Annotated in this window: 23 protein-coding genes; 14 read left to right on the top strand and 9 right to left on the bottom strand. The window is 64.8% G+C overall.

From position 1 onward, the window contains the following. The coding region (locus C480_RS06685; protein WP_006664860.1) for a methyltransferase domain-containing protein at window positions 1-598 on the top strand (598 nt) is incomplete at its 5' end. Window positions 599-688: 90 nt separating this feature from the next. Here C480_RS06685 and C480_RS06680 read toward each other — a convergent pair. Further along, a complete protein-coding gene (locus tag C480_RS06680) occupies window positions 689-997 on the bottom strand; it encodes a transcription factor S (protein WP_006664859.1) in 309 nt (102 codons plus the stop codon). Window positions 998-1,107: 110 nt separating this feature from the next. Further along, window positions 1,108-1,365: a DUF5789 family protein gene (locus tag C480_RS06675; protein ID WP_006664858.1), complete on the bottom strand. Its 258-nt coding sequence runs from the start codon at window positions 1,363-1,365 to the stop codon at window positions 1,108-1,110. 116 nt (window positions 1,366-1,481) lie between these two features. Between C480_RS06675 and C480_RS06670 the strand changes: the two genes are divergently transcribed. The 3 genes from C480_RS06670 (at window position 1,482) to C480_RS06660 (ending at window position 3,913) form a co-directional block, all read left to right on the top strand. Beyond that, on the top strand, window positions 1,482-2,774 hold the full coding sequence (locus tag C480_RS06670) for an MFS transporter (RefSeq protein ID WP_006664857.1): 1,293 nt from the start codon (window positions 1,482-1,484) through the stop codon (window positions 2,772-2,774). Window positions 2,775-2,945: 171 nt separating this feature from the next. Next, entirely contained in the window at window positions 2,946-3,449 is a 504-nt protein-coding gene (locus C480_RS06665; protein ID WP_006664856.1) for a DUF5797 family protein, read from the top strand. 188 nt (window positions 3,450-3,637) lie between these two features. Continuing rightward, window positions 3,638-3,913: a hypothetical protein gene (locus C480_RS06660; protein ID WP_006664855.1), complete on the top strand. Its 276-nt coding sequence runs from the start codon at window positions 3,638-3,640 to the stop codon at window positions 3,911-3,913. 182 nt (window positions 3,914-4,095) lie between these two features. Here the strand turns inward: C480_RS06660 and C480_RS06655 are convergent, their stop codons facing one another. Both C480_RS06655 and C480_RS06650 read right to left on the bottom strand, forming a co-directional pair. Further along, complete coding sequence (locus tag C480_RS06655) at window positions 4,096-5,148, bottom strand: DUF5787 family protein (RefSeq protein ID WP_006664854.1); 1,053 nt, start codon at window positions 5,146-5,148, stop codon at window positions 4,096-4,098. 206 nt (window positions 5,149-5,354) lie between these two features. Next, entirely contained in the window at window positions 5,355-5,792 is a 438-nt protein-coding gene (locus C480_RS06650; protein WP_006664853.1) for a bis(5'-nucleosyl)-tetraphosphatase, read from the bottom strand. 109 nt (window positions 5,793-5,901) lie between these two features. Between C480_RS06650 and C480_RS06645 the strand changes: the two genes are divergently transcribed. Continuing rightward, window positions 5,902-6,243: an uS10/mL48 family ribosomal protein gene (locus tag C480_RS06645; RefSeq protein ID WP_006664852.1), complete on the top strand. Its 342-nt coding sequence runs from the start codon at window positions 5,902-5,904 to the stop codon at window positions 6,241-6,243. Between the two features lie 37 nt (window positions 6,244-6,280). On the opposite strand, the gene C480_RS06640 is transcribed toward C480_RS06645, so the two are convergent. Continuing rightward, the gene (locus C480_RS06640) at window positions 6,281-7,003 is read right to left on the bottom strand and encodes a class I SAM-dependent methyltransferase (protein WP_006664851.1); all 723 of its coding nucleotides are present in this window, start codon (window positions 7,001-7,003) and stop codon (window positions 6,281-6,283) included. A 184-nt stretch (window positions 7,004-7,187) separates the two neighbouring features. Between C480_RS06640 and C480_RS06635 the strand changes: the two genes are divergently transcribed. Both C480_RS06635 and C480_RS06630 read left to right on the top strand, forming a co-directional pair. Beyond that, complete coding sequence (locus C480_RS06635; RefSeq protein ID WP_006664850.1) at window positions 7,188-8,459, top strand: amidohydrolase; 1,272 nt, start codon at window positions 7,188-7,190, stop codon at window positions 8,457-8,459. A gap of 155 nt (window positions 8,460-8,614) precedes the next feature. After that, window positions 8,615-9,796, top strand: a complete 1,182-nt coding sequence (locus C480_RS06630) for a M48 family metalloprotease (RefSeq protein ID WP_241433794.1) — start codon at window positions 8,615-8,617, stop codon at window positions 9,794-9,796. Window positions 9,797-10,038: 242 nt separating this feature from the next. On the opposite strand, the gene C480_RS06625 is transcribed toward C480_RS06630, so the two are convergent. Then, window positions 10,039-11,454, bottom strand: coding sequence for a geranylgeranyl reductase family protein (locus C480_RS06625; protein WP_006664848.1), 1,416 nt, complete (start codon window positions 11,452-11,454; stop codon window positions 10,039-10,041). A gap of 219 nt (window positions 11,455-11,673) precedes the next feature. Between C480_RS06625 and C480_RS06620 the strand changes: the two genes are divergently transcribed. Continuing rightward, on the top strand, window positions 11,674-12,009 hold the full coding sequence (locus C480_RS06620) for a 2Fe-2S iron-sulfur cluster-binding protein (RefSeq protein WP_006664847.1): 336 nt from the start codon (window positions 11,674-11,676) through the stop codon (window positions 12,007-12,009). A gap of 133 nt (window positions 12,010-12,142) precedes the next feature. Then, on the top strand, window positions 12,143-12,853 hold the full coding sequence (locus C480_RS06615) for a hypothetical protein (RefSeq protein ID WP_006664846.1): 711 nt from the start codon (window positions 12,143-12,145) through the stop codon (window positions 12,851-12,853). Window positions 12,854-13,001: 148 nt separating this feature from the next. On the opposite strand, the gene ftsZ is transcribed toward C480_RS06615, so the two are convergent. The 3 genes from ftsZ to C480_RS06600 form a co-directional block, all read right to left on the bottom strand. Next, complete coding sequence (gene ftsZ, locus C480_RS06610; protein WP_006664845.1) at window positions 13,002-14,150, bottom strand: cell division protein FtsZ; 1,149 nt, start codon at window positions 14,148-14,150, stop codon at window positions 13,002-13,004. Window positions 14,151-14,308: 158 nt separating this feature from the next. Then, window positions 14,309-15,652 carry a D-aminoacyl-tRNA deacylase gene (locus C480_RS06605; protein WP_006664844.1) on the bottom strand — a complete coding sequence of 448 codons (1,344 nt, stop codon included), beginning with the start codon at window positions 15,650-15,652 and terminating at the stop codon, window positions 14,309-14,311. Window positions 15,653-15,712: 60 nt separating this feature from the next. Continuing rightward, window positions 15,713-16,771 carry a calcium/sodium antiporter gene (locus tag C480_RS06600; protein WP_006664843.1) on the bottom strand — a complete coding sequence of 353 codons (1,059 nt, stop codon included), beginning with the start codon at window positions 16,769-16,771 and terminating at the stop codon, window positions 15,713-15,715. Window positions 16,772-16,916: 145 nt separating this feature from the next. Between C480_RS06600 and C480_RS06595 the strand changes: the two genes are divergently transcribed. The 5 genes from C480_RS06595 (at window position 16,917) to C480_RS06575 (ending at window position 22,260) form a co-directional block, all read left to right on the top strand. Beyond that, window positions 16,917-17,732 (top strand): shikimate dehydrogenase, encoded by an 816-nt coding sequence (locus C480_RS06595; RefSeq protein WP_006664842.1) that lies wholly within the window; start codon window positions 16,917-16,919, stop codon window positions 17,730-17,732. Window positions 17,733-17,817: 85 nt separating this feature from the next. Next, window positions 17,818-18,633, top strand: coding sequence for a helix-hairpin-helix domain-containing protein (locus tag C480_RS06590; RefSeq protein ID WP_049903304.1), 816 nt, complete (start codon window positions 17,818-17,820; stop codon window positions 18,631-18,633). 129 nt (window positions 18,634-18,762) lie between these two features. Continuing rightward, the gene (locus tag C480_RS06585; RefSeq protein ID WP_006664840.1) at window positions 18,763-20,634 is read left to right on the top strand and encodes an anthranilate synthase component I family protein; all 1,872 of its coding nucleotides are present in this window, start codon (window positions 18,763-18,765) and stop codon (window positions 20,632-20,634) included. Next, window positions 20,627-21,352, top strand: coding sequence for an anthranilate synthase component II (locus tag C480_RS06580; RefSeq protein WP_006664839.1), 726 nt, complete (start codon window positions 20,627-20,629; stop codon window positions 21,350-21,352). Before C480_RS06585 ends, C480_RS06580 begins: the two co-directional genes overlap by 8 nt. Beyond that, entirely contained in the window at window positions 21,349-22,260 is a 912-nt protein-coding gene (locus tag C480_RS06575; protein WP_006664838.1) for an aminotransferase class IV, read from the top strand. The genes C480_RS06580 and C480_RS06575 overlap by 4 nt, the downstream gene beginning before the upstream one ends. Window positions 22,261-22,291 lie beyond the last annotated feature (31 nt).

Raw genomic sequence — 22,291 nt, 5'->3', positions numbered from 1 at the left:
GTCAAAACGTGAACGCGACAAACTTGCTCGTGATTCGCGGCGACTGAAACAGGCCGGCGATCGACGTGATACGGACCCTCGCGCCATCAGAGATGTGTATAAGAGACAGGGGATCGCCCGCGGCGACCGCGTCCTCGACGCCGGCACCGGCACGGGCGTGCTCGCAGCCTCGATGGCCCGGGCCGGCGCGTCGGTCGTCACCTACGAGCGCGACGCCGAGTTCGCCGACGTCGCCCGCGAGAACATGGAACTGGGCGGCGTCGCGGACGCCGTCGACGTTCGAACCGGTGACCTGACCGCTGAACTCGAGACCCTCGACCGCTCGTCGTTCGACGTGCTCACACTCGACACGGGCGATGCGGCGGACGTGGTTCCGCACGCTCCGGACCTGCTGGTCGAGGGCGGCTTCGTCGCCGTCTACAGCCCGTTCATCGAATCGACCCGCGAGGTCGTCGAGGCGGCCCGCGCGGCTGAACTCGCGAATATCCGCACGCGGGAGACGATTCAACGCGAGATGCAGTTCGACGACCGCGGCTCCCGACCCTCGACGGCTCCTGTGGGTCACACGGGTTATCTGACGATCGCGCGGAACGAATAGCGTCTTTTTGTACCGTCACGGCAACCGGCGACACATCCGAAGCGACAGCTATGCCCCCGCAAGACGCGACAGACCGCACGTAAAATCCCGTTAGTTGTCGTCCTCGCGCCACTTGTGCTCGCACTCGGTACAGATGAAGAATCTCGTCTCGGATTCGTCGGCCGAGCGAATCTGTTGCATGTACCAGTACGCGCGGTCGTTGCCACACTCCGGACACGTCGCATCCGTCTCGGGAAGCGACGTCTCCTCCGAGGACTCGATGACTTCACTCGCCTCCTGATCTTCGGTGACGGTGTACTGATCCGCGTTGCCCTTCGGTTTCGTAAACCCGCAATTACCGCACTCCCAGACGCCGTCTTCGGCTTTCATCATCGAACCGCATTCGTCACAGAACTCCATTGTTGTCCGGCTTACGGCGGTCGAGCGACTTAAGCCACCCGTTTGGATACGGGACGGCTACCGGCCCGTCTCCCCGTGCGTCTCGCAGGCCCTTGCAGATCCGAACCCCCTCAGCCCTCTCCTTCCGACTGAAACGGCTCGCCCACCGCCTCCCGTGGCAACACGTTGTGTAACTCCGCCTCGAGTTCATCGGCCGTCTCGAAGCGGTCGGTCTGCAGCTGCCGAAGCAGCGACCCGAGGTTCCGTTCGCCGTCGGCGAGCACCAGCGTCGTGTCGCTGAACTCGTCCGCCGCGTCGTCGCTCGTCACCGGGTAGGTGAGCGTTTCGAACGCAGCGTCGATCTCGTTCAGTTTGAGTCTCGATACCATGGGAGACAAAACGCCGTCTACCGGCTTGTACCTCCCCATCAGCGGCGGTGACGCTCACTCGCGGGGACATTTCGGTTCGAAACGCTAATCGGTCGAGGGGGCACACGTCACTACCAATGCGACGTCTCGTTCGACTGGTCGCTGCGCAGTTTGCCGTCGACCGACGGGTGCTCGCGCTCGCGTTCGCCCGCATGGCGGACGGAATCGGGAACTCGTTTCTGGTCATCGTTATCCCACTCTACGTCGGAAGCGACATCGTCGGTGGAACGACGTTCGGCCTGTCGGAGTCGATGATCATCGGCGTTATCCTCTCGCTGTTCGGTTTCTTCAACAGCAGCTTTCAGCCGCTCACCGGCCGTCTCTCGGATCAAACCGGTGCCCGAAAACGGTTCGTGCTGATCGGTCTCGCCGGCCTCGCAACGACCAACGCGGTCTATCTGTTCGCCGAAACGTACGTCTCGCTCGTCGTCATCCGCGCACTGCAAGGCGTCAGCGTCGCGTTCATCATTCCGGCGTCCGTCGCGCTCGTCAACGAACTCGCGACGACGCAGGACCGCGGCGGAAACATGGGCGTCTACAACACCTTCCGGCTGGTGGGATTTGGCTCCGGACCGATCGTCGCGGCCGCAGTCGTCAACGCGGGTCCGTACGGCCTTCCGATCGGAGAACTGACGGTTTCGGGTTTCGATGCTGCGTTCTACATCGCGACGACCACGGCCGTCATCAGCTTCCTGCTGGTGACCGTGCTGATCACCGACCCGCAGACGACGCGAGCGAACGCCGGTGCGGACCTCTCGATCCCGATCCGGGATCAGTCCGGCCGGCACTTGCTCGATCCGATCTTCACGCTCGGCGTCGCCTCGCTGTTTATGGCGACGTCGATCGCGCTCTTTGCGACCATCCAGATTCAGGTCAACGAGCATCTCCAACAGGGGGAAGTCTGGTTCGGGTTCCAGTTTGCGGCGTTTATCATCGCCCAGGTCCTGCTCCAGACGCCGATCGGCCGCGCCTGCGACCGCTACGGTCGCCGTCCGTTCATCGTCGGTGGGATGTTCCTCTTGATTCCGACGACGCTCTCACAGGGGTACGTCCCGACCTCGGAGACGATGTTTCTCGCCCGCCTCCTGCAAGGCGTCGCCGGGGCGATGGTCTTCGCACCGTCGCTCGCGCTCGCGGGAGACCTCGCCGGAGAAGGCGAGTCGGGTTCGAAACTCTCGGTGCTGACGATGGCCTTCGGCTTCGGCATCGCCATCGGCCCGCTCTCCTCGGGCGCACTGGTCGGGTTCGGTTTCGAAGTGCCGTTTATCTTCGGGACGGTGCTTGCCACGCTCGGCGCAATCCTGGTGTACACGCAGATTGAGGAAACCCTCGAACACACCCGGCCGGTTCCGGTCGTCGGCGACGACTGACCGAGACCGATCCGATTCGACGCCGCGGGACCGACACACGACCACCACGAAACCGGCACAAAACCGGCGCAGAACCGGCACAAAACCGACCGCCAGCGCCACTACGACCCGCACTGCAGCGCTGGAATCGGGACGCAACGCAAAAGTACCGCATCCCCGTACGCTTCGACGATGACGCTCTCGGAGGAGGCCAGCGAACGGCTGGCCGACGTAGTGGAGTTACAGCCGACGAAAAACGCCGAGTTGCAAGAGCGGTGGGGGTTAGAGAGCGGCAGCGAGGTCCACCAGTATCTGGAGAACGAACTCGGCGACTACTACTTTCGCGACGACAACAGTCTGATCCGCGCGACCGCCGAGGCGGCCGAACTGGTTGACGTCGAACCCGGTATCGAGAGCGACCCCGAGAACGAGGGCGTTCCCTCCCGCGTTCGCGTTCCCGAACTCCAGGTCCAGATCGTCGACGTGCTGGCCGGTCCCGACGAGGAGTCCGAGAGCGTCGTCTCGGTGCTTCACGCGCTCCGGGACGAGTTCGGCGTCGATCCCGACGCCGAGGACGTTCGGTCCGGGTTACAGAGTCTGCGCCGGAAGGGTGTCGTCGAGGTCGAGTACCGGACGGTGCCGACGTTTCGGCTGGCCGTTTCGCGCGCCGAGATCGATGTCGAGGTTGCCGACTGAGAGCTGCGTTCGGTCACTGACTCTGTAGCACGGGCCGCTGTTGATCGGGTGTCGGGAGTATTCGCCTGGAGCGGGTCCGTGCGATCGCGTCTGTGCGCCACATTCGATACCGTCCAGCCGAATCTACTCGCAACGTATCTCCCGCACGAATAGAGAGTATTATTGATAGTATCTCCGTACTGTTCGACATGGACGACATCAGCAGTATCGATTACGCCCTTTCTCTCGACAGATTCGCGTTTACGTTCGCTATCGGACTGCTACTGATGGGGTATTCAGCGGTGACGTACTGGCAAGTCGCGTACTCGGCCACACGTCCAACGGTCTCAAATCTCTCTCCGGGCCTCCCTAGTACACTCCTGTACCTTGTCGTGTTTCTGATCGGCGCAGTTCTGGCGTTCGTAGCGACCATGACTGCACTTTACAAGGTGTTACAGGATGCGGATTTCCAGCACTCCCGATAGGACAGTTGACTCTCGGTCGTGTACTGCGGCCGCCGGCAGAGGCGGGTGTGCCTTCGCGATCGATTTTTCATCGACTGTAGTCGACGGTCTGAGTCTAAACTCGGATCGGAATCGGGATCTGGATCCGAGTTCGACAGTCTACGTCTGATTTTGATCGTGGGTCCCTGGGTCGATACCGGCCGTTAGTGGTTCTGTCCCGGCCGCCGTCGCCGTCGTCGCGCCGCCAGCAGTTGCTGGCACCGTTTCCCGGGACCGCCCTCGATCGGCCAGCCGCGCGTCCGCCAAGCCGGCGGCTCCGGTTCGAACTTGGAACACGATCCGCCACATTCCGCCCCCGTCGGCTGGCAGTCCTTCGCCGTACAGTAGGGCACGAGCTGCGTCCCATCCCGCTCGCGCAGCGTAAACCGTCGACAGTCCGGTCGCATCGTCTCGACGAACGACCGCCAGCCGCGCTCGTAGGCCCGCTCGGCGATCGCGAGTCTCGTCTCGGCTTTCGCGTCCGGATCAGCGAACTCGAAGCGAGCCGCCGACCCGTCGCGATCGCCGCCGCCCGGGCGCTCTATAATTCGCGTTCCCGGCTCCTCGACCGCAAGCTGGCGGGGATGCCACGCGATTTCGGCATCGAGCGTCGCCGAGTTCAGGACGAGGATGCCCGCCTCGACCGGCAGGTCCTCGAAGAGCACGGGTTCGACGCGGCCGTCGGTTTGCCGGGTGGCGACCCAGACCTCGTCCGCGAGCGCCATGCCGACGTCGAACTCGAGTTGGGAGGCGAGAGCGCGGGCGGCGCTCGCATCCAGATCGGGTTTGTTCTCGATGGCGACGATACGCTCGACCCACGCCGGATAGGGCCACTTGCGGCGAATCTGAATCCGATTTCCCTGCTTACGCGTGTCCAGAACGCCGCGATCGGCGGCGCGGTGAACCGATTCGCGGACGTACCGCCACGGGTACCCCGGGTCGGGAAGCGCATCGCGATAATAGGTCCACGCTCGGGGTGCGTTTCGAACGACGTGTAACAGATCACTGTCGAGTCGCTTCGGCCCGAACTTCGCGCGCTCGCGAAGGGCGCTCGGATCGCACTCGAGGACGATCGTGTCCCAGCGACGGCGTTTCGTTCCGAGCTGTCGGGCGACGAGCGGATACGCGTCGGTCTCGCGTTCGTCCGGTGGCCACTCGCGTTCGGCCCATCGGCAGGTTCGTAGCTCGAAGCTGAACTCGGCGGTGTCCGTGCCCACGGACGCCGTTGGACGCGGGGGAAGAAAAACGCTGCTCGACCGATTCGCGAGGACGGTTCTCAACGCATCGGCGGTCTCGTCGCAGCAACGGTCGTCGTCAAGCAGCGGTAGTCACCGCCGAGCGGCGCGCTTACCGACCCACGCTGACCGTCCAGCCGCTCTCTACCGCATAAGTAGCGGCCGCACAAGTGGCGGGCGGGGACCGCTTACGCTTCGTCCTCGTCCAAGATTTCGTCTAAGTACTCGTGGGCGTCCTCCAATATTTCTCGTGGACCGTCCTGTGTGACGGTGTTGACCGCCTGTTCGTAGTCGCGCCACTGCAGGTCGCGGTGTTCGTTCGAGAGTTCAGCGCTCGCCTCGAACGACTTCGCAATAAAGAGGTGAACGGTTTTGTGAATCGTCTTGCCGTTCGCCTCGAAGACGTAATCGTAGTCCTTGCGAAACCCGTCGAGAAGGCGAAACTGATCGATACCTGCCTCTTCCTTTACTTCGCGGATCGCCGTCTGTTGTAGCTCTTCAGCTCCTTCGACACCGCCCTTCGGAAACTCCCAGTCGCCCGGGCGGCTCTTGAGTAGAAGATACTCGCGCCGGCCCCGCGTGTCGCGGAAGAGGATCGCGCCTGCGCTCGTAGCTTCGACTGCCATTATCAGTGCTAATAGATGCGACGTTAAGAGAATATCGGACTGTTCGTCGCGCATAGACGTATCTCAGCAGGTTTTTACGCACCGACCGTGGACGATTGGACTACGAGCCATGACCTTCGTCACCCGTCTCACACTCCAGAGCGGCGATCGCGCCGCCCTCGACGGTATCGTCGACGACATCAAAACCACCGCCGAGCGGAAGGGTGCCGCCCTGAAGGGTCCCCACTCCCATCCGCCGAAGAAACTATCGGTCCCCCAGCCCTGCCGACTGCACGCAGACGACGACCGCCGCTTCGACTCGTGGGACTACACGGTGTTCACTCGCGAACTCGAGATTCACGGGCACGATAACCTCGCCCGTAACATCGCCTCGCAGAACTTTCCGGATTCGGTTCACATCGAGGCCGAAGTCGAGCAGATTCACGGTGCAGGCCGCGGGAACCGAAACTAGTACTACCCGATCTACGGATGCGTGCGTTCGATCCTGGCTACGGCTTCTCCAATACCGCCCAGTAATGGGCCTGGTTTTCACCGGATTCGTGCCGTACCTCGGCGACGTGCCACCCGGTCCCGACGGCGGCCTCGCGCACTCGTGAAGGACTGAACAGCCGAAAGAGCAACGTTTCGCCGACCTCTCCTTCGTACTCGAAGTGCAGCAATCGGTACGCCAGGCCGGGCGTCGGATCCGATCGGTGCCCACACAGTGTCTCGACGCCGTCGACCGTGGGATCGTAACAGTCCAGAACGGCCGTTGCCTCGGGCGCGGTCACAACTGCCAAGTCTCCGAGAAAGCGCCGTAGTCCCTGCATCGACCCCGCAAGGCCGAGTTGCGTCCCGTGTGCGAGCACCGATCGGAATCGGTTTCGGTCGAACGACTCCCGGAGTTCGAACATGTCGGCGCGCCGCGCGTCGCGAACGCCGCGCTCGCGCATCGTCTCGACGAGGTGCTCGCTCACCTCGATGGCGACCGTCTCGAACCGCTCTTGAAAGTATCGCGCGTGCCGTCCCGCCCCCGCACCGATATCGAGGAGCGGTCCTTCCAGCCGCGATTCGATCCACTCCCGGTCTGCGCCCTCGCCGGTGAACGGCGTGAGGTAGAACTCGCCGATGGGGTGCTCGCCGGATTCCGGCCCGTCTCGATGGATGAGCGGTTCGGTTTGGTCGCCCCGAACGTGATCACGGATTGCGCGACCGTACGGATCTGGTGACATCGCACCTCGAGTTCACTCGCCACCGGTACTAACGCTAGGTGTGCATCGGTATCGAGACACACTGTCTGTGACCGCAACCGACGACGCCATCCATGCAGCGAGACAACTCGGTGATCGACCGACGCCACGAGACGCGACCGCGACCGGTCGGCACGCCTTTCACACCGCCCGACAATAGTCCGCTATGGTCGATAGCGACCTCGTCACACTCCGGCGAGACCTGCACCGCAAACCCGAACCAGCCTGGCGCGAGTTCTACACGACCGCTCGCATCGTCTCCGAACTCGAGTCTCGATTCGAACTCGACGAACTCCACGTCGGCCCGGACGCCCTCGCCGGCGAGCATCGGCTGGCCGTCCCCGACGACGCCGAACTGGCCGACTGGTACGAACAGGCCCGCGAGTACGACATCGACCGATCGGTTCTCGACGAACTCGAGGGCGGCTACACGGGAGCCGTCGCGGTCCTCGAACGCGGCGAGGGACCGACGGTCGGCCTGCGGGTCGACATCGACGGTCTCCCGCGACCCGAGTCCGACGACGCCGACCACGTCCCCACCGCCGAGGGATTCCGCTCGGAACACGACGGCGCGATGCACGCCTGCGGGCACGACGCTCACGCGACCATCGGCGTGGGGGTGTTCGAGGCCATCACAGAGAGCGATTTCTCGGGCACGCTCAAAGTGTTCTTCCAGCCCGCCGAGGAGGTCATCGGCGGCGGCAAGTCGATGGCCAAGAGCGAGCACATTCAGGACATCGACGCCCTGCTCGCCGCCCACATCGGCCTCGATCATCCGACCGGCGAAATCGTCGCCGGCATCGACGGCTTCCTCGCCGTCTCACACCTCGAAGCCACGTTTACCGGCGAACCGGCCCACGCCGGCGGCCACCCCGAGCAGGGGCGAAACGCCGTCCAGGCGATGGCGACGGCCGTCCAGAACCTCTACAGCATCCCCCGACACAGCGACGGCCCGACGCGAATCAACGCCGGCGTCGTCGAAGGCGGCAGCGCCGCGAACGTCATCCCCGAAGAAGCCCGCATCGTCGCCGAAGTCCGGGGCAAGACGACCGATCTCATGGAGTACATGCGTTCGAACGCCCGCCAGGTGCTCAACAGCGCCGCCGACATGCACGACTGCGAGGTCGAGATCGAACTCGGTGCCGAGGCTCCCAGCGCGACCAGCGACGCCGATCTGGTCTCCGTCGTCAGCGATGTCGCCAGCGAAACGGCGGGCGTCGAAACCGTCCTCGAACGAGACGAACTCGGCGGCAGCGAGGACGCGACGTTCCTGATGCAGGCGGTTCAGGACAACGGCGGCAGCGCCTGCTACGTCGGTATCGGGACCGACCACCCTGGCGGCCACCACACCGCGACGTTCGACGTGGACGAGGAGAGCCTCGAGCACGGCGTGGCTGTGCTCGCCGGTGCGATCGAACGGCTCAGCAGCGAGCGGTAGTCGTTTCCGGTCCTGTTATTTCAGAATGTTTTATAATCCGACCAGTATAGGTATCTGACAGTGCGTTTCACTACAGTCACTGCTTGGCCCGACCCGGCCGAGGTGACGTGTCGGTGATCCAGCTGACACGATTCCGGCTCGGACTCTGGCTTCGAATGGCTGTCGCACTTATCTTAGTCACACTCGGCCAACTCACCATCCTTGCCGTTGAGTTCGTCATCGTTGCGATCTGTGTCGTATATCTGTACCTCGAACTCGAGACGCTGCTGGCGATCTTTTTCGTCTTCGGACTGGTCTTCACGTGCGTGTACGCCGGCTGGATCGCCGTTACGAAACCGATACGGTGGCTCTATCCGGATCGGACGCTTTCCGATCGGATCGCCCATGACGGCGTCGCCGACGCTGTCGAATCCGTCGGTGAGTGGCTGCTGTCCTCACAAGTGCTCATGAAGTGGCAAAAGTCTCTCGCGACACTCCTCACGCTGGTTGTGGGACTCTTTCTCGGCTTCGCCGTCGTGGAGTCCACCGATTGGCGTGCGGCGATCAACCTCCAGCAGACAGCAGTCCTGGTCGGCGTTCTCGCAGTGCTAGCCCTCCTCGCGCGGGTCGTCTACGGCGAATGGACCGACGACGCGGCCGCGCTCCGTGAACTCGAGGACTCTGCCCGCGTGCCCGAGGACCCAGCGGTCGAACTTGCGGCCCAACGGGCAGCGGTCCAGGCTCGCGTCGACCGCCTTGCCAGGCAGGTCGACGTGCCGTCGCCGACGGTCGTACTCGGAACGTCGTCGACTCCGATCGCCGCAACCGCCGGCTACCGCCCCACGAGTTCGACCGTCGTCATTTCGCGCGGACTTGTCGACGTACTCGAGGCCGACGAACTCGACGCCGTCCTCGCACACGAACTCGCGCACGTCCAGAATCGAGATGCCGCAGTGGTGACGATCCTCTCGGTGCCCGCGGGGTATGCGTGGAAAATGGTTGAACGGTACGAGCACGGCGCCATCATGATCTTGGCCGGGGCAGTCCTCGCTGCGGTCCGCTGGTCCGTCGCCATCGTCAGCAGATACCGCGAATACTGCGCGGACGAGGGGTGCGTCGCGATCACCGGCGATCCTGCCTCGTTGGCGAGCGCTCTCGAGACACTTGATACCGAACTCGAGCACCGTCCCGCAGCAGATCTCCGACACCACGACTCGGGTGCGGCGTTCTCGATCGTGCCGCCTCCGTGGGAGGAACACCGGTTTTTCGATCGGACGCGGAAGTTCATCGACCGGAAACTGTTGGGAACGCACCCGCCGACCGAAAATCGAATCGAACGACTCCGCACTCACGTGTGAAATCCGTTGTCGCAGGCCGGGAGAGCATCGAACACCGTGAGAAGCTCACACTCCGGGGAGAGCAGACTATCTGTACGTTCTCGACCGCGAACGGCGTCGCCGTGAGGCGGACCGACGACTGACGTGGAATACGCTCTGTGCACCCGAAACGAGAGGGGGAGTGCTTTTTATCGGCTGTTACCGAGACATTGTGCCGTGTGGCGAAGCCACCAGCTCGACGGATCCAGCGTGAAATTTCGTTGCTAGTACTTCGGATCAGCGCCGGTCGTCTCGTACACCGCTTCCATCAGCTCGTCGCGGCGCTGTTGCCAGTGTTCGAGCGCGGCGGGGTGGTCGGGATAGTGCTCGTAGAGTTCGAGGAGGTCGTCGGCGCGGCGTTTGGTCTGGAAGAGGTTCCAGATAGTGCCCCAGTGGCCGCGGCTGTTGAGCAGGCTCTCGAGGGCGAGTTTCGGGCCGATGCTGGTACTCCCAGAGTACAGTGCCTCGGCGAGTTTCTCGCCGGGCATCGCGGCGAGCAGTCCCATCAACTCGTCGACGTCGACGGCCGTCGAGAGGATGTTGTACACGTCGAGCGCGGCGTAGCGCGCCCCGAAGTGGTCCATCACGCGCTCGTTGTACTCCCAGAGGGCCTTCTCGCTGAGGTCGCCGTCCTCGAGACCCGCGATAATCGCTTCGGCGGCGTACTTGCCGGCGTAGGCGGCCCCGGCGATACCCCCGCCAGTCGTGGGGTTGACGTGGCCGGCGGCGTCGCCGATGGCGACGTAGCCCGGGTGGACGGCCGAGTCGTACGGCCGGCGAGTGGGCAGTGCGGCACCGAGTTTGTCGTCGACCGCCGCGCCGTCGAACTCGGCGCGGTTCTCGAGATCGTATTTGAGGTCGTCGACGAGTTTCATCGGCTCTTCGGTCATCTGAAAGCCCAGGCCGGCGTTGATCTCGGTTTCCGTTCGCGGGAAGTACCAGAGGTAGCCTGCGGCCCGTTCGGTCGGCTTGAAGACGAGCGCATCCGACCACTCGACCGGCTCTTCGACGTGAACGATCTCGCGGTAGGCCGAGCAAAAGTGCGAGTAGTCGACGTTGGTGTCGAACGTCGAGTTCGAGAAATCGACGTGGTCTTGGAGCACGGAGAGCGATCCCGCGGCGTCGATAACGACTTCGGCCTCGTAGGTGCGCGGGTCGCCCTTGTGGACGGCTTCGACGCCGGTGACGGGGCCGCCGTCAGGTTCCTGGGTGACGTTCTGGACGACGGTATCGTAGTGGAAGTCGGCACCCGCGTTTTCGGCTCCATCGATGATCCGGCGGCCGTACTCCCAGCGGTCAATAACGGCCAGTTCGCCGGGGATTGGGATCTCGAGGACGGTATCTTCCTGTGGAATCTCGAAGCGGCCGTGATCGACGCCGGTGTTCGTGAACGCGGGTTCGAGGTGGGACTTCGGGATCGACTCGGGGAACGCGTCGGCTCCCTTGAGCGCGTCGCCGCAGGCGATGTGGCCTGCTTCGTCCTCGGTCTTGCGTTCGAGGACGACGACGTCGTAGCCGTCGCGTGCGATTGTCGCCGCCGCATAGCAGCCCGCGGTTCCGGCCCCGACGACGACGACATCCGGCGAGTGGGTCGTGCCCTCGGGGGTCGACGCGGCAGCCGACTGTTCCTGTGTACTCATACCAACACTGTGGACACCGCGGTAAGAAAACGTTTTATGGTCTCTCCGTCCCCTGCTCGGGGTCAAAATACGTCCCAGCGACGGATCTCCACGTTCCCCGTTTCGCGTCCGAACCGACGGCATTCGCTCGACGACAGGTTCGCTCCCGCGAGTTTCGTCCCATCAACGAGGACAGAAGCGTAATAAAGAGTTTTAGTGCCGTTCTTCGTAGCTACTCGTATGACTGACTACACGATCGAGTTCGTCGGCACGGGTGAGACGATCACCTGTTCGGACAAGGAAACCATTCTCAGCCGGTGTCTCGAGGAGGGAATCGCCCAGGAGTACTCCTGTCGCGTCGGCATGTGTCTGGCCTGTTCGGCCGAAATCGTCGAGGGCGAGGTCACCCAGCCGGCGGCTCGCGGACTCACCGAAGAGGAGGCTGAGTCGTACGCACTGACCTGTATGGCCCGCCCCCAATCCGATCTCAAACTCGACCGCGGGGAGTATCCGCCGAGCATCGAAAGTGAACTCGAGGCGGGCGGTGCGGGCGAGACGGCTGCAGCGGACGACTGAGACGCATCGGAGCGAACAGATCTGATTCTATTCCGTGCGAGCGGCCTCGTCCGATCGTCTGCACTGATTTGAACGCTGATTTATCGAAGGTGAGCGACAAACCTTACTACGTGAGAACAGAGATGCGGCGTGTATGCCCGCCTACGACCGGTCATCTGCAACGGGGTTTCGAGAAATCGATCGATGGCGCGGCGGCGTCGGCTGGATCGCGCATCCGGACGAGGACGGGGAACGGGCAAGCCACGCGCTCGTAGGTACTGGCGGCGACGAGGTCTGGCTTGTCGATCCCGTCGATGCACCCGGGATCGACGAGTTCATCGCGGAGTTTGGTGAGGTCGCTGGCGTCGCCGTGCTCTCTAGCCATCACGCCAGAGACGCCGGCCCCATCGCGACGCGCCACGACGTCGCCGTCCACGTCCCGCAGTGGATGGATCGCGTTGCAGCGCGTGTCGACGCCCCGGTCGAGCGAGAAGAGTGCGTTCTCGGTAGTCTCGGATTCAAAACCCGCCGTGTCGAACCGCTCTCGCTCTACCAGGGCGCGATCGCGTACCGCGACGCCGACGGAACGCTCATCGTTCCGGACCTACTCTCGTCCGGGTCGGCCTACCCGGTCGGCGACGAACGCATTGGCGTCATGCTGGGGGCCAGACTGTTCCCACCGCGAGCGCCGTTCGCTGCACTCGAACCCGAGCGGATACTGTTCGGCCACGGCGAAGGTGTCTTCGAGGACGCGACCGACGCGCTCGACGAGGCGCTTGCCGGCGCACGCAGGCGATTTCCGCGTGCTCTCGTGTCCAATCTCGGGACAAACCTCCGCTTGTTTTGGGCCGCAATGAGAGACTAGCGCCGCCCGGCGACGCTCAGAATTAGCTTCAGGCTCGTATCGACGACGTCTCGAGCGTGTCCGGTTTCTCGACCGCGCCAGACCGATCGGTCGTCCAGCCAGCCGACCGGTCCATCGCCAGTAGTTCCTCGTCAGCGATCCACCGCCATCAGTCCACGAAATCGATGTCGTCGGCGTCCATCTCGGGTTGGACCGGTTCTTCGCCGTCCGGCCGGCCGTAAATCTGGGGTGACTGGACGCCCGTCACGACGATCATCGTCCGCATGCTGCCCTCGAGCGTCTCGTCAATCGAGGTCCCCCAGATGATGCGCGCGTCGGGGTCGATCCGGTCATAAATCTCCTCGACGACGCCTTCCGCCTCCTCGATAGACATGTCGTTGCCGCCCGTGACGTTGACCAGCGCCGAACTCGCGCCGGAGATGTCGACATCGAGCAGCGGCGACCGCAGGGCGGTCTTGACCGAGTCCTCGGCCTTGGCTTCGGAGTCAGACTCGCCGAGGCCGATCATCGCGACGCCGCCACGTTCCATCACGGTCCGCACGTCGGCGAAGTCCAGGTTGACGAGGCCGGGTTTCGTGATGAGTTCGGTGATACCCTTGACCGAGCGCATCAGCACTTCGTCGCTCACCTTGAACGCCTGGCGGACGGGGAGTTTGCCGACGGAGTCGAGCAGTCGGTCGTTCGGGACGACGATGACGGTGTCGGACACGTCGCGAAGGCGCTCGAGCCCGGCTTCGGCGTTCGTCCGGCGAACCTCTCCCTCCGCGGTGAACGGGGTGGTAACGATCGAAATCGTCAGCGCGCCGGCCTCGCGGGCGGCTTTCGCGACGACCGGTGCGGAGCCGGTTCCGGTGCCGCCACCGAGTCCGGCCGTGACGAAGACCATATCAGAGCCATCGATGGCGTCGTAGATGTCCTGTTGGCTCTCGAGGGCCGCCTCCTCGCCGACTTGAGGGAGCGAACCGGCACCGCGGCCGCCGGTCTTTTCCTCACCCATCAAGATCTTGGTGTCGGCCTCGATTTCGACGAGGTGTTGGACGTCCGTGTTGGCGGCGACGAGCTTCGCGCCGTGGATGCCCTCCTCGTGCATGCGGTTGACGGTGTTGCCACCGGCACCGCCGCAGCCGACGACGGTGATATCTGTCTGCAGATCCTGCAGAACGTCTTCCAGTTCGTCGTCCGTCATCGTCCCCGTCTGTCTGCTCGCTGACTCGTCGACCGACTGACCGTCCACGGGAGCGTCGGCCGACTCCCCGTCCTCGGCCTCGTCGATGGCGTCGTCGATGAGTGAGTCCATTCTTGCCCCCTTCTAAACCATGGAGCATAATTACCTTTCCCCTACACGTCAGCCACCTGGCTGACATGTTACTACTGTATTACCTGTCAGGTGTTTTTTGCGTGATGACTGGGGAATGGAACCGAGTAAGATGTTCTTACTCCCGCTGTTCGAACCAGTCAGATCAAAAACCGATCAGTCTGTTGGCTCCGTACGCGGTCCGGACCGATCGATTCACCATCGACCGTGACAGTGTTCCCACTCGCAAGTTCACCGAACTTCGGTCCCTCGGGGACGCCGAGTTCCCGCGCGAGTTCGGGATCGAAGGCGGTTTTTTCGGCGACGACGGCGTCCGCTTCGATCGTGACCGTTTCGTAGGTCGATTCGAGGAGCGCTGCGAGATTCTCGATGATCGCGGTCCGCGCTGTGGGTTCGGGAACGGCGGCTCGCGATCCGACGCGGCTGCCGCCGTTGTCGGTGCTGAAGGCGACGGTTCGCTCCTCGACGGCGGCGCGGACGGCGTCGGGGTCGATCCCTTCCGCGGTGTCGACGAGGTCGCCCGGCAGGTCGACGACGGTGAACGACTCGGTGCGGTGATCGCCGAAGCGGATCCCGTCGTCGACGCGGCCGAGTTCGGATTCGACGGCGTCGACGAGTTCGAGCGAGCGATCGCCGACTTCGCGGAGCCACGTTTCGCTGACGACGCGGTGGCCCGCGTCGGTCAGGGTCTTCTCGAGAACCGGCCAGTCGCCGTCGAGGAGCGCGATGTCGGCGTCGCTGGCTGCGAAGGCCGCGTCGAGAACGTCTCGGTGGCCCGTCGGGTGGCCCATCTCGTCGAGCGCCCAGTCGGCCGCCATGTGGCCCACCGCCCAGGGCGTCTCGCGGACGATTCGTTCGAACCGGGGCGCGTAGTGGTTGCCGCCGAAGCCGACGATCTGCTTTCGACGGTGCGGGGCGACGCCGCGGAGGGAGAGAATCGCGCGGGCAACGGCCCGTGCACCGGCGGGGTCGTCCCACTGCTCGTCGTTGCTGCCGAGTTCGGCGAACAGGGACGGACAGCCGACGTCGGTCGGGCCGTGGTGGGTGCACTCCATGCCGACTTCGTAGTCGTCGGGAGCGAACTCGTCGAAGGCCCCGAGCAGTTCGGCGAGGGCGTTCGGGCAGGCCGCGGCGACGGTGTCGTCCTCGCCGCCGAACTCGGCCGGGCCGAAGTTACCGGTGAAGTGGCCGGTCAGCAACGCGCCGGTGTCGCCCGAGTGACGCGAGGCGAAGACGAGCAGATCGGGGTCGCAGTCGAACGCCGCGGCGGGTCGTTCGAGTTCGATGTGCAGCGTTTCGAAGGTGCGGAGTTCGGCCCCGTCGGTGGTGTAGTAGGTGCCGCCGCCGTCGCTGTCGGGACGGTGCTCATCTTGGTGGGTCTCCCAGGTTTCGAGTTCGCGCAGGTGGTCGCAGATGTGGACGGAGGCGCGGTCGGCGCGACTTTCGACGATTGCGAGGGTCGCGGTCGTGTCGCTGTCGCTCATATCCGTTCTGCGAAGCGCTCGTCGTTAAGTCGCCCGTTTTCCTCCGCTTTCGTCCCCGTCTCAGAGCGCGAGCAGGGCGATGAAGACGCCGTAGCCGGCGATGAGGGCGACGCCGTCGCGGCGCGTGAGCCGCCGGCCGTAGGCCATGAGCCCGACGACCATGACGGTGACGGCGACGAGGAAGGGGAACTCGAACCGGAGCGTTCCGGGCGCGATGTCGATGGGCGTGATGACGGCGACGACGCCGAGGACGGCGAGGATGTTGTAGATGTTCGAGCCGACGACGTTGCCGATGGCGAAGCCGGCTTCGTCGCGGATCGCACCGACGACCGAGGCGGCGAGTTCGGGAAGCGAGGTGCCGAGGGCGAGGACGGTGAGGCCGATGAAGAGATCGGAGAAGCCGAGCGCGGACAGGAGGTCGGTGCCGCCGGAGACGAGCCAGCGCGAGCCGACGAGGAGCGCGAGCAGGCCGGCGAGGACGAGTGCGATGTCGCGGAGGGCGATGCCGCTTGCGGTGGCGGTACCGGCGGTCGCGTCCGTCGTGTCGGTTGCGCTCGTCGCGTCGGCGGTATCGCGGCCGGTGGCGTCCGCAGCGCTGTCGTCGTTCTCGGCCTCGCCGTCGGCGACATCGTCGGGAAGCTCGTCCATCGCGATCGGATCGTTCCCGGCGTTGTGCAGCAGGTAGCCGGTGAACCCGGCGAGTACGAGCAGGAAGACGATCCCCTCGATGCGCCCGAGCGTGCCGTCGAGCCCGAGAACGACCAGCAAAAGCGCGGCCAGTCCCATGACGGGGACGTGGCGACGCATGACCGTTTCTCCGACCGGCAGCGGACGGATGAGCGCCGAGACGCCGAGGACGAGCCCGATGTTGGCGATGTTCGAGCCGACGATCGCGCCGAGTCCGATGTCGGTCGAGACGTTCAGCGCGCCGATGGTCGACACGAAGAGTTCGGGTGCGGTGGTCGCGAACGCGATGACGGTGACGCCGACGGTCGCGGCCCGGAGCCCGATCCCCAGCGCGAGCCGGCTGGCTCCGGCGACGAGGAGTTCAGCGCCGACATAGAGGGCGACCACGCCGGCCGCGAGCAGGAGGATCGGCAGGAGGGTTTCGCCAGACACGACCGGTGGTACTCACGAGGGGAGTATAAGCGATTCGAGACGGCGTAGTGGGACTCGGTTCGTCTCTCCGTCTTTCGCTCGTCCAGCCGGTCCGAAGCCACACCCATTATACCCTCGCCGCGTCGAACCAGAGCCAGACATGGCTATGGACGTCTTCGGACTGCTCGGCAACCCCGTCGGCCACTCGCTCTCGCCGCCGATGCACGAGGCCGCCTACGACGAACTCGGATTCGACGCCCGCTACGTCACCTTCGAACCCGACCCGGACGATCTCGCCGCCGCGATCGACGGCGCAGCGGCGCTCGGAATCACGGGACTGAACGTGACCATCCCGTTCAAGCAGGACGCGCTCGATCTCGTCGAACCAGACGATCTGGCCGCGCGAATCGGGGCGGTCAACACGATCGACTTCTCGAACAGCGCGGCCGAGCAGCCGACCGGATACAACACCGACGCCGCGGGTGCGCTGCGCGCGCTCCGCGAACACGAGGTCACGATCGAAAACGCCGCCGCCGTCGTCGTCGGTGCCGGCGGTGCCGGCCGCGCGATTTCGTTCGCGCTCTCGGACGCGGGCGCGGACGTCGCGATTGCAAACCGCACCGAGTCGACGGCCCACGACCTCGCCGACGACGTGCCGGGCGCGACCGGTCACGACCTCGCCGACGACACGCTCGACTCCCTCCTCGCGCAGGCCGACGTGCTGGTAAACGCCACCAGCGTCGGCATGGAAGACGACGCCACGCTGGTGCCGGCCGATGCGCTCCACGCTGAACTCGTCGTGATGGACGCCGTTTACCGCCCGCTCGAGACGCGCCTGCTTCGAGATGCCGCGGCGGTCGGTGCGCGGACGGTCGACGGGGCCTGGATGTTGCTTTACCAGGGCGTCGAGGCGTTCGAACTGTGGACCGGCCGCGATGCTCCGGTCGATGAGATGAACGAGGCGTTGCGGTCGCGGTTGTAGCGCCGGCGCGGAGCGCGGTAATTCGTGCGTTTCAGGCCCATCGTATCAGACGAATTTAAGTGACAGAGACGACTATGTCGGGACAATGGCAATCCTCGAAAAGCTAAAGTCGTTGTTGGGTCTCGGCGACTCGAGTACAGATCGCCGAGGGTCTCGGGAAGTCGGTGTGACGGTCGAACGGGAACGGGCGGGTGACCAGCAGGAAGGGGCAGCAGACGATACTGGTGTCGAGAGTGCGCCAGCACCATCGTCCGCGTCGTCCACATCTACGTCCGCGTCCACGTCTTCGTCGGCCGATCAACCGTCTGCGGCTGATGATGATGTGACAGGGGATGGTGATGCGGATGCTGATACTGATACTGGTACTGACGCTGATACTGATACTGATACTGATACTGATCTCGGGGCTGATTCCGATTCCGACGCTGACACCGACGAGTCGGAATCGGCCGCAGCCGAAACGAGTGCCGCTGGGTCGACAGGGTCAGTAACCGAGACGCCCGACGAACCCGACGAGGCAGCCGAACCCGCCGAGGCAACAGGGCCGACGGAGACGGACGCAGCGCCGACGGCGGACAAGACGCCCGATCTTTCGGAGCGAGCGGAGGGTGATGAGGAACCGACAGAAGAGCCCGAGCAGGAGCAAGAACCCGAGGCCGACGAGGCAGCTGAACAGGACGACGACCCCATCGAACAGGCCGAATCCGACGCCACCGCCGAACAGGCCGATCCGGTCACGGATATCAAGGGCATCGGACCGGCCTACGCCGACCGACTCGCCGGTGCCGGCGTCGACACCATCCCCGAACTTGCCGACGCCGATGCAGCCGCACTCGCCGACGCGACGGACATCTCCGAAACGCGGATCCAGGGCTGGATCGACAGGGCTGAAGTCCGCTAAATTTGGAAGTACCGCAAGCGGCTGGTGGCGAGGATCCATCTTCGAACTCTCGCTTCTCGTCTTCCTGGCTCACGCTGGACCGCTGCATGAATCGCAACATGATTAGGGTACTGGCTCCTCTCGACGGCTATGAGCGACCCGCGTGTCATCACCTCGCGTGCGGCCTTTCGAGATGTCGCCCGCGAGTCACTGCACTCGACGGATGGCGACGCTACGCCGACGACACGTGATCCGTGCGTTCGCGTGCCGGTCGAAGTCCGACTCACCGTTTCGGACCCGTTCCTTGCGTACCGCCGCGCACGTCTCTCGAGAGACGAGTTCAACGCAACCACTGATGCGGAAGGCGGCCGGCCGAGAAGTGCCATTCTCGAGACGACCGGCGGGCAGTCGGGCTGGGGATACTTCGGCATCGACCCGATCGATCGGATAACGGTCGGTGCCGAGGCGGTCACCAGGTCGGACGACGCCGACGGGAGTCCGTCCGTCGGCGCGCGCGGATCCGACTCCCCGTCACTCACCGCGCTCGACTCCCTGCTCGCAGGGACGACGCTCGCCCGCGGCGACTGCGACGTTCCCGTCCCCTGCGGCGCGATCGGCTGGCTCTCCTACGACATCGCCCGCGAGCTCGAAGCGCTGCCGAGCGCGGCCGACGACGACCGCGGACTGCCCCGGCTCGAAGTCGCAGTGTACGACCGGCTGGCGTCCTGGCAGGCCCCGACCGACGATGCGGTGACGCTCCGGATTACGGCGTGTCCGCTGATCGACGGCGGTACAGTGGGGCAGGGACAGGAACAGGAACAAGCGGCGACGAGTTCAGCTGCTGTCGCCGCCCGCGCGAACGAGCCCCAGTTCCGGTTCGGGCCGACCGAGGACGAACTCGGGGCCGCCTACGAGTACGGTCGCGAGCGCGCGCTCGAACTCGCAGGTCGGATTCGAGAGGGTGATCCGGGGGTCGGAGCGCCGCCGGTCGAAACGCCCGCGGCGACCTTCGAGAGCGAGTGTGGCCGCGAGGCGTTCGCCGAACGCGTCCGTCGGGTCAAAGCGGCCGTTCGGGATGGAGAGACCTTTCAGGCGAATATTTCCCAGCGGTTAGTCGCCCCCGCGGCGGTCCATCCCGTCGCTGCCTACGACGCCGTCCGCCGCGTGAATCCGGCTCCCTACTCTTGCTTGCTCGAGTTCGGCGCTGTCGATCTGGTGAGTGCGAGTCCGGAACTGTTGCTCGAGCGCTCGGCGTCTGCTCGTGGACGCGGTCGACACGCGCGCGACGGTGCCCTCGTCAGAACGGAACCCATCGCGGGCACGCGACCGCGCGGAGAGACGCCGGCCGCGGACGCCGAACTCGAGGCCGACCTGCGGCGGGACGAGAAGGAGCGCGCCGAACACGCAATGTTGGTCGATCTGGAACGCAACGATCTGGGAAAGGTCTGCGAATACGGTTCCGTCGACGTGTCCGAGTATCGTCGGGTCGACCGCTACGCGGAGGTGATGCACCTCGTTTCCGACGTGACCGGCAGGCTCCGAGAGGGGGTATCCCTCGCGGACGCCGTCGCAGCCGTGTTTCCGGGCGGCACGATTACGGGCGCGCCAAAGCCCCGGACGATGGAACTCATCGACGAACTCGAGACAACCCGTCGCGGCCCGTACACGGGAAGCGTCGGTATCTTCGGGTTCGACGGCCGAGCGATCCTCAACATCGTGATCCGGACGCTGGTCCGTCACGAAAACGAGTTCCACCTCCGCGTCGGCGCGGGGATCGTTCACGACTCGGACCCAGATAGCGAGTACGACGAGACGCTCGCCAAGGCTCGCGCGCTGTTGAACGCGGTCGACGAGGCGCTGGGTGACCGGGCCGATATGGAACTCGACGACGACGGGGAGGATTCCGACGCTGCGATCACGAATACCGACACGAACGCGAATGCGAACGCGGACGCGAACACGGACACAGATCCAGACCCAAACCCAGACACAAACGCAAACGGCGGTGAGTCGCGTGACTGACCCGGTCCGGATTCTAGTCGTCGACAACTACGATTCGTTCGTCTACAACCTGGTCCAGTACGTCGGCGAGGCCGTCTCGGCATCGCACGCGGCCGCAGTCCCCGACGCTGGCGAGGTGCTCGTCCGCCGCAATGACGCTCTCGATCTCGACACCGTTCGCGAACTCGATCCGACGGGAATCGTCGTCTCTCCCGGCCCGGGAACGCCGCGGGAGGCCGGCGTCTCAGTGCCGCTGTTCGCCGAAACCGACTACCCGATCCTCGGCGTCTGTCTCGGACACCAGGCCCTCTGTGCGGCCCACGGGACGCCGGTCGGCCACGCGCCGTCGGTCGTCCACGGCAAACCGTCGACGATCAGCCACGACGGAGCGGGCCTGTTCGCCGGCCTCCCGGAGCAGTTCCAGGTTGGGCGCTATCACTCTCTCGCCGTCGAGCGCGGCGCGCTGGCGGAGTCGCTCGTCGAAACCGCACGGACGACCGACGATCGGCGTATCTCGATGGCGGTCCGCCACCGCGAGAAGCCCCACTTCGGCGTGCAGTTCCATCCGGAGAGCATTCTGACGCGCCCAGCAGAATCGACGACCGACCACGATCCTCACACCGACACCCCTGACGGCAATGATCTCGACGACGACATCACGCTTGCACTCGGCAAACAACTCATCGAAAACTTCTGTCGACTCGCAGTCGACGCCTCGAACGTGGAGACTCACCGATGACTGACCGACCCGAGCACCAGTATCACGTCAACGGTGAACTCGTTCCCGCGAGCGAGGCCGCCGTCAGCGTCGACGACCGCGGCTTTCGCTACGGCGACGCCGCCTTCGAGACGCTTCGCGCCTACGGCGGCACGGTCTTCGAGTGGGATCGCCACGTCGATCGCCTCGAACGGACCTGCGAGGCGCTCTCGCTCGACCACGGGCTGTCGGCCGACGACCTCCACCAGCGCATCCGGGCCACCCTCGATGCAAACGAACTCGACGACGCCTACCTCCGCCTCTCGATCACGCGGGGCGTCCAGCCCGGTAAATTGACGCCTCGGCCCGCCGTTGAGCCGACCGTCGTCGTCTACGTTAGCCCCCTCCCCCGCGGCGGTCTCGATGGGACCTCGGTCTGGGATGCACCGGCGACCGTTCGACGGGTCGAGACGCAGCGCATCCCCGACGACGCGCTTCCGTCGGGCGCGAAAACGCACAACTACCTGAACGGCATCCTCGCTCGAACCGAACTCGCCGCCGCCGATTCGCAGGCCGACGAGGCGCTCATGTGCGACACCGAAGGTTTCGTGGCCGAAGGCGCGACGAGCAACCTATTTTTCGTCCGGGACGAGGTCCTCTATACCCCCTCGACCGACGGCTCGGTGCTTCCGGGAATCACGCGCGAACTCGTCCTCGAACTGGCCGAGACGACCGACGTGCCGGTTCGAACGGGTACCTACGAGTTCGAAACTGTCGCCGACGCCGACGAGGCGTTTCTCACGAACCGGACGTGGGAGCTGCGTCCGATCGAAAGCCTCGACGGAACCCCGATCGGCGGCGGGCCGATCACGGCACAGCTGTCGGGGCTGTACGACGAACTCGTCGAGCGGACGTGTTACTCGCTACCCGGTGGGAGCGACTGGCTCTAAGGCGCGAGACTGCTCCCAGCAGCGGCTTGCT

The organism is Natrialba aegyptia DSM 13077, assembly GCF_000337535.1.
GTDB classification, from domain to species: Archaea; Halobacteriota; Halobacteria; order Halobacteriales; family Natrialbaceae; genus Natrialba; species Natrialba aegyptia.
Note: the sequence above shows the minus strand (reverse complement) of the source record. Positions and strands in the feature narration are given on the sequence as shown.

Bases quoted from the DNA above. Each gene is read 5' to 3' on its own strand.
- C480_RS06680 (WP_006664859.1), bottom strand. From the start codon at position 997: ATGGAGTTCTGTGACGAATGCGGTTCGATGATGAAAGCCGAAGACGGC.
- C480_RS06675 (WP_006664858.1), bottom strand. From the start codon at position 1,365: ATGGTATCGAGACTCAAACTGAACGAGATCGACGCTGCGTTCGAAACG.
- C480_RS06670 (WP_006664857.1), top strand. From the start codon at position 1,482: ATGCGACGTCTCGTTCGACTGGTCGCTGCGCAGTTTGCCGTCGACCGA.
- C480_RS06665 (WP_006664856.1), top strand. From the start codon at position 2,946: ATGACGCTCTCGGAGGAGGCCAGCGAACGGCTGGCCGACGTAGTGGAG.
- C480_RS06660 (WP_006664855.1), top strand. From the start codon at position 3,638: ATGGACGACATCAGCAGTATCGATTACGCCCTTTCTCTCGACAGATTC.
- C480_RS06650 (WP_006664853.1), bottom strand. From the start codon at position 5,792: ATGGCAGTCGAAGCTACGAGCGCAGGCGCGATCCTCTTCCGCGACACG.
- C480_RS06645 (WP_006664852.1), top strand. From the start codon at position 5,902: ATGACCTTCGTCACCCGTCTCACACTCCAGAGCGGCGATCGCGCCGCC.
- C480_RS06640 (WP_006664851.1), bottom strand. From the start codon at position 7,003: ATGTCACCAGATCCGTACGGTCGCGCAATCCGTGATCACGTTCGGGGC.
- C480_RS06635 (WP_006664850.1), top strand. From the start codon at position 7,188: ATGGTCGATAGCGACCTCGTCACACTCCGGCGAGACCTGCACCGCAAA.
- C480_RS06630 (WP_241433794.1), top strand. From the start codon at position 8,615: ATGGCTGTCGCACTTATCTTAGTCACACTCGGCCAACTCACCATCCTT.
- C480_RS06625 (WP_006664848.1), bottom strand. From the start codon at position 11,454: ATGAGTACACAGGAACAGTCGGCTGCCGCGTCGACCCCCGAGGGCACG.
- C480_RS06620 (WP_006664847.1), top strand. From the start codon at position 11,674: ATGACTGACTACACGATCGAGTTCGTCGGCACGGGTGAGACGATCACC.
- C480_RS06615 (WP_006664846.1), top strand. From the start codon at position 12,143: ATGCCCGCCTACGACCGGTCATCTGCAACGGGGTTTCGAGAAATCGAT.
- ftsZ (WP_006664845.1), bottom strand. From the start codon at position 14,150: ATGGACTCACTCATCGACGACGCCATCGACGAGGCCGAGGACGGGGAG.
- C480_RS06605 (WP_006664844.1), bottom strand. From the start codon at position 15,652: ATGAGCGACAGCGACACGACCGCGACCCTCGCAATCGTCGAAAGTCGC.
- C480_RS06595 (WP_006664842.1), top strand. From the start codon at position 16,917: ATGGACGTCTTCGGACTGCTCGGCAACCCCGTCGGCCACTCGCTCTCG.
- C480_RS06590 (WP_049903304.1), top strand. From the start codon at position 17,818: ATGGCAATCCTCGAAAAGCTAAAGTCGTTGTTGGGTCTCGGCGACTCG.
- C480_RS06585 (WP_006664840.1), top strand. From the start codon at position 18,763: ATGAGCGACCCGCGTGTCATCACCTCGCGTGCGGCCTTTCGAGATGTC.
- C480_RS06575 (WP_006664838.1), top strand. From the start codon at position 21,349: ATGACTGACCGACCCGAGCACCAGTATCACGTCAACGGTGAACTCGTT.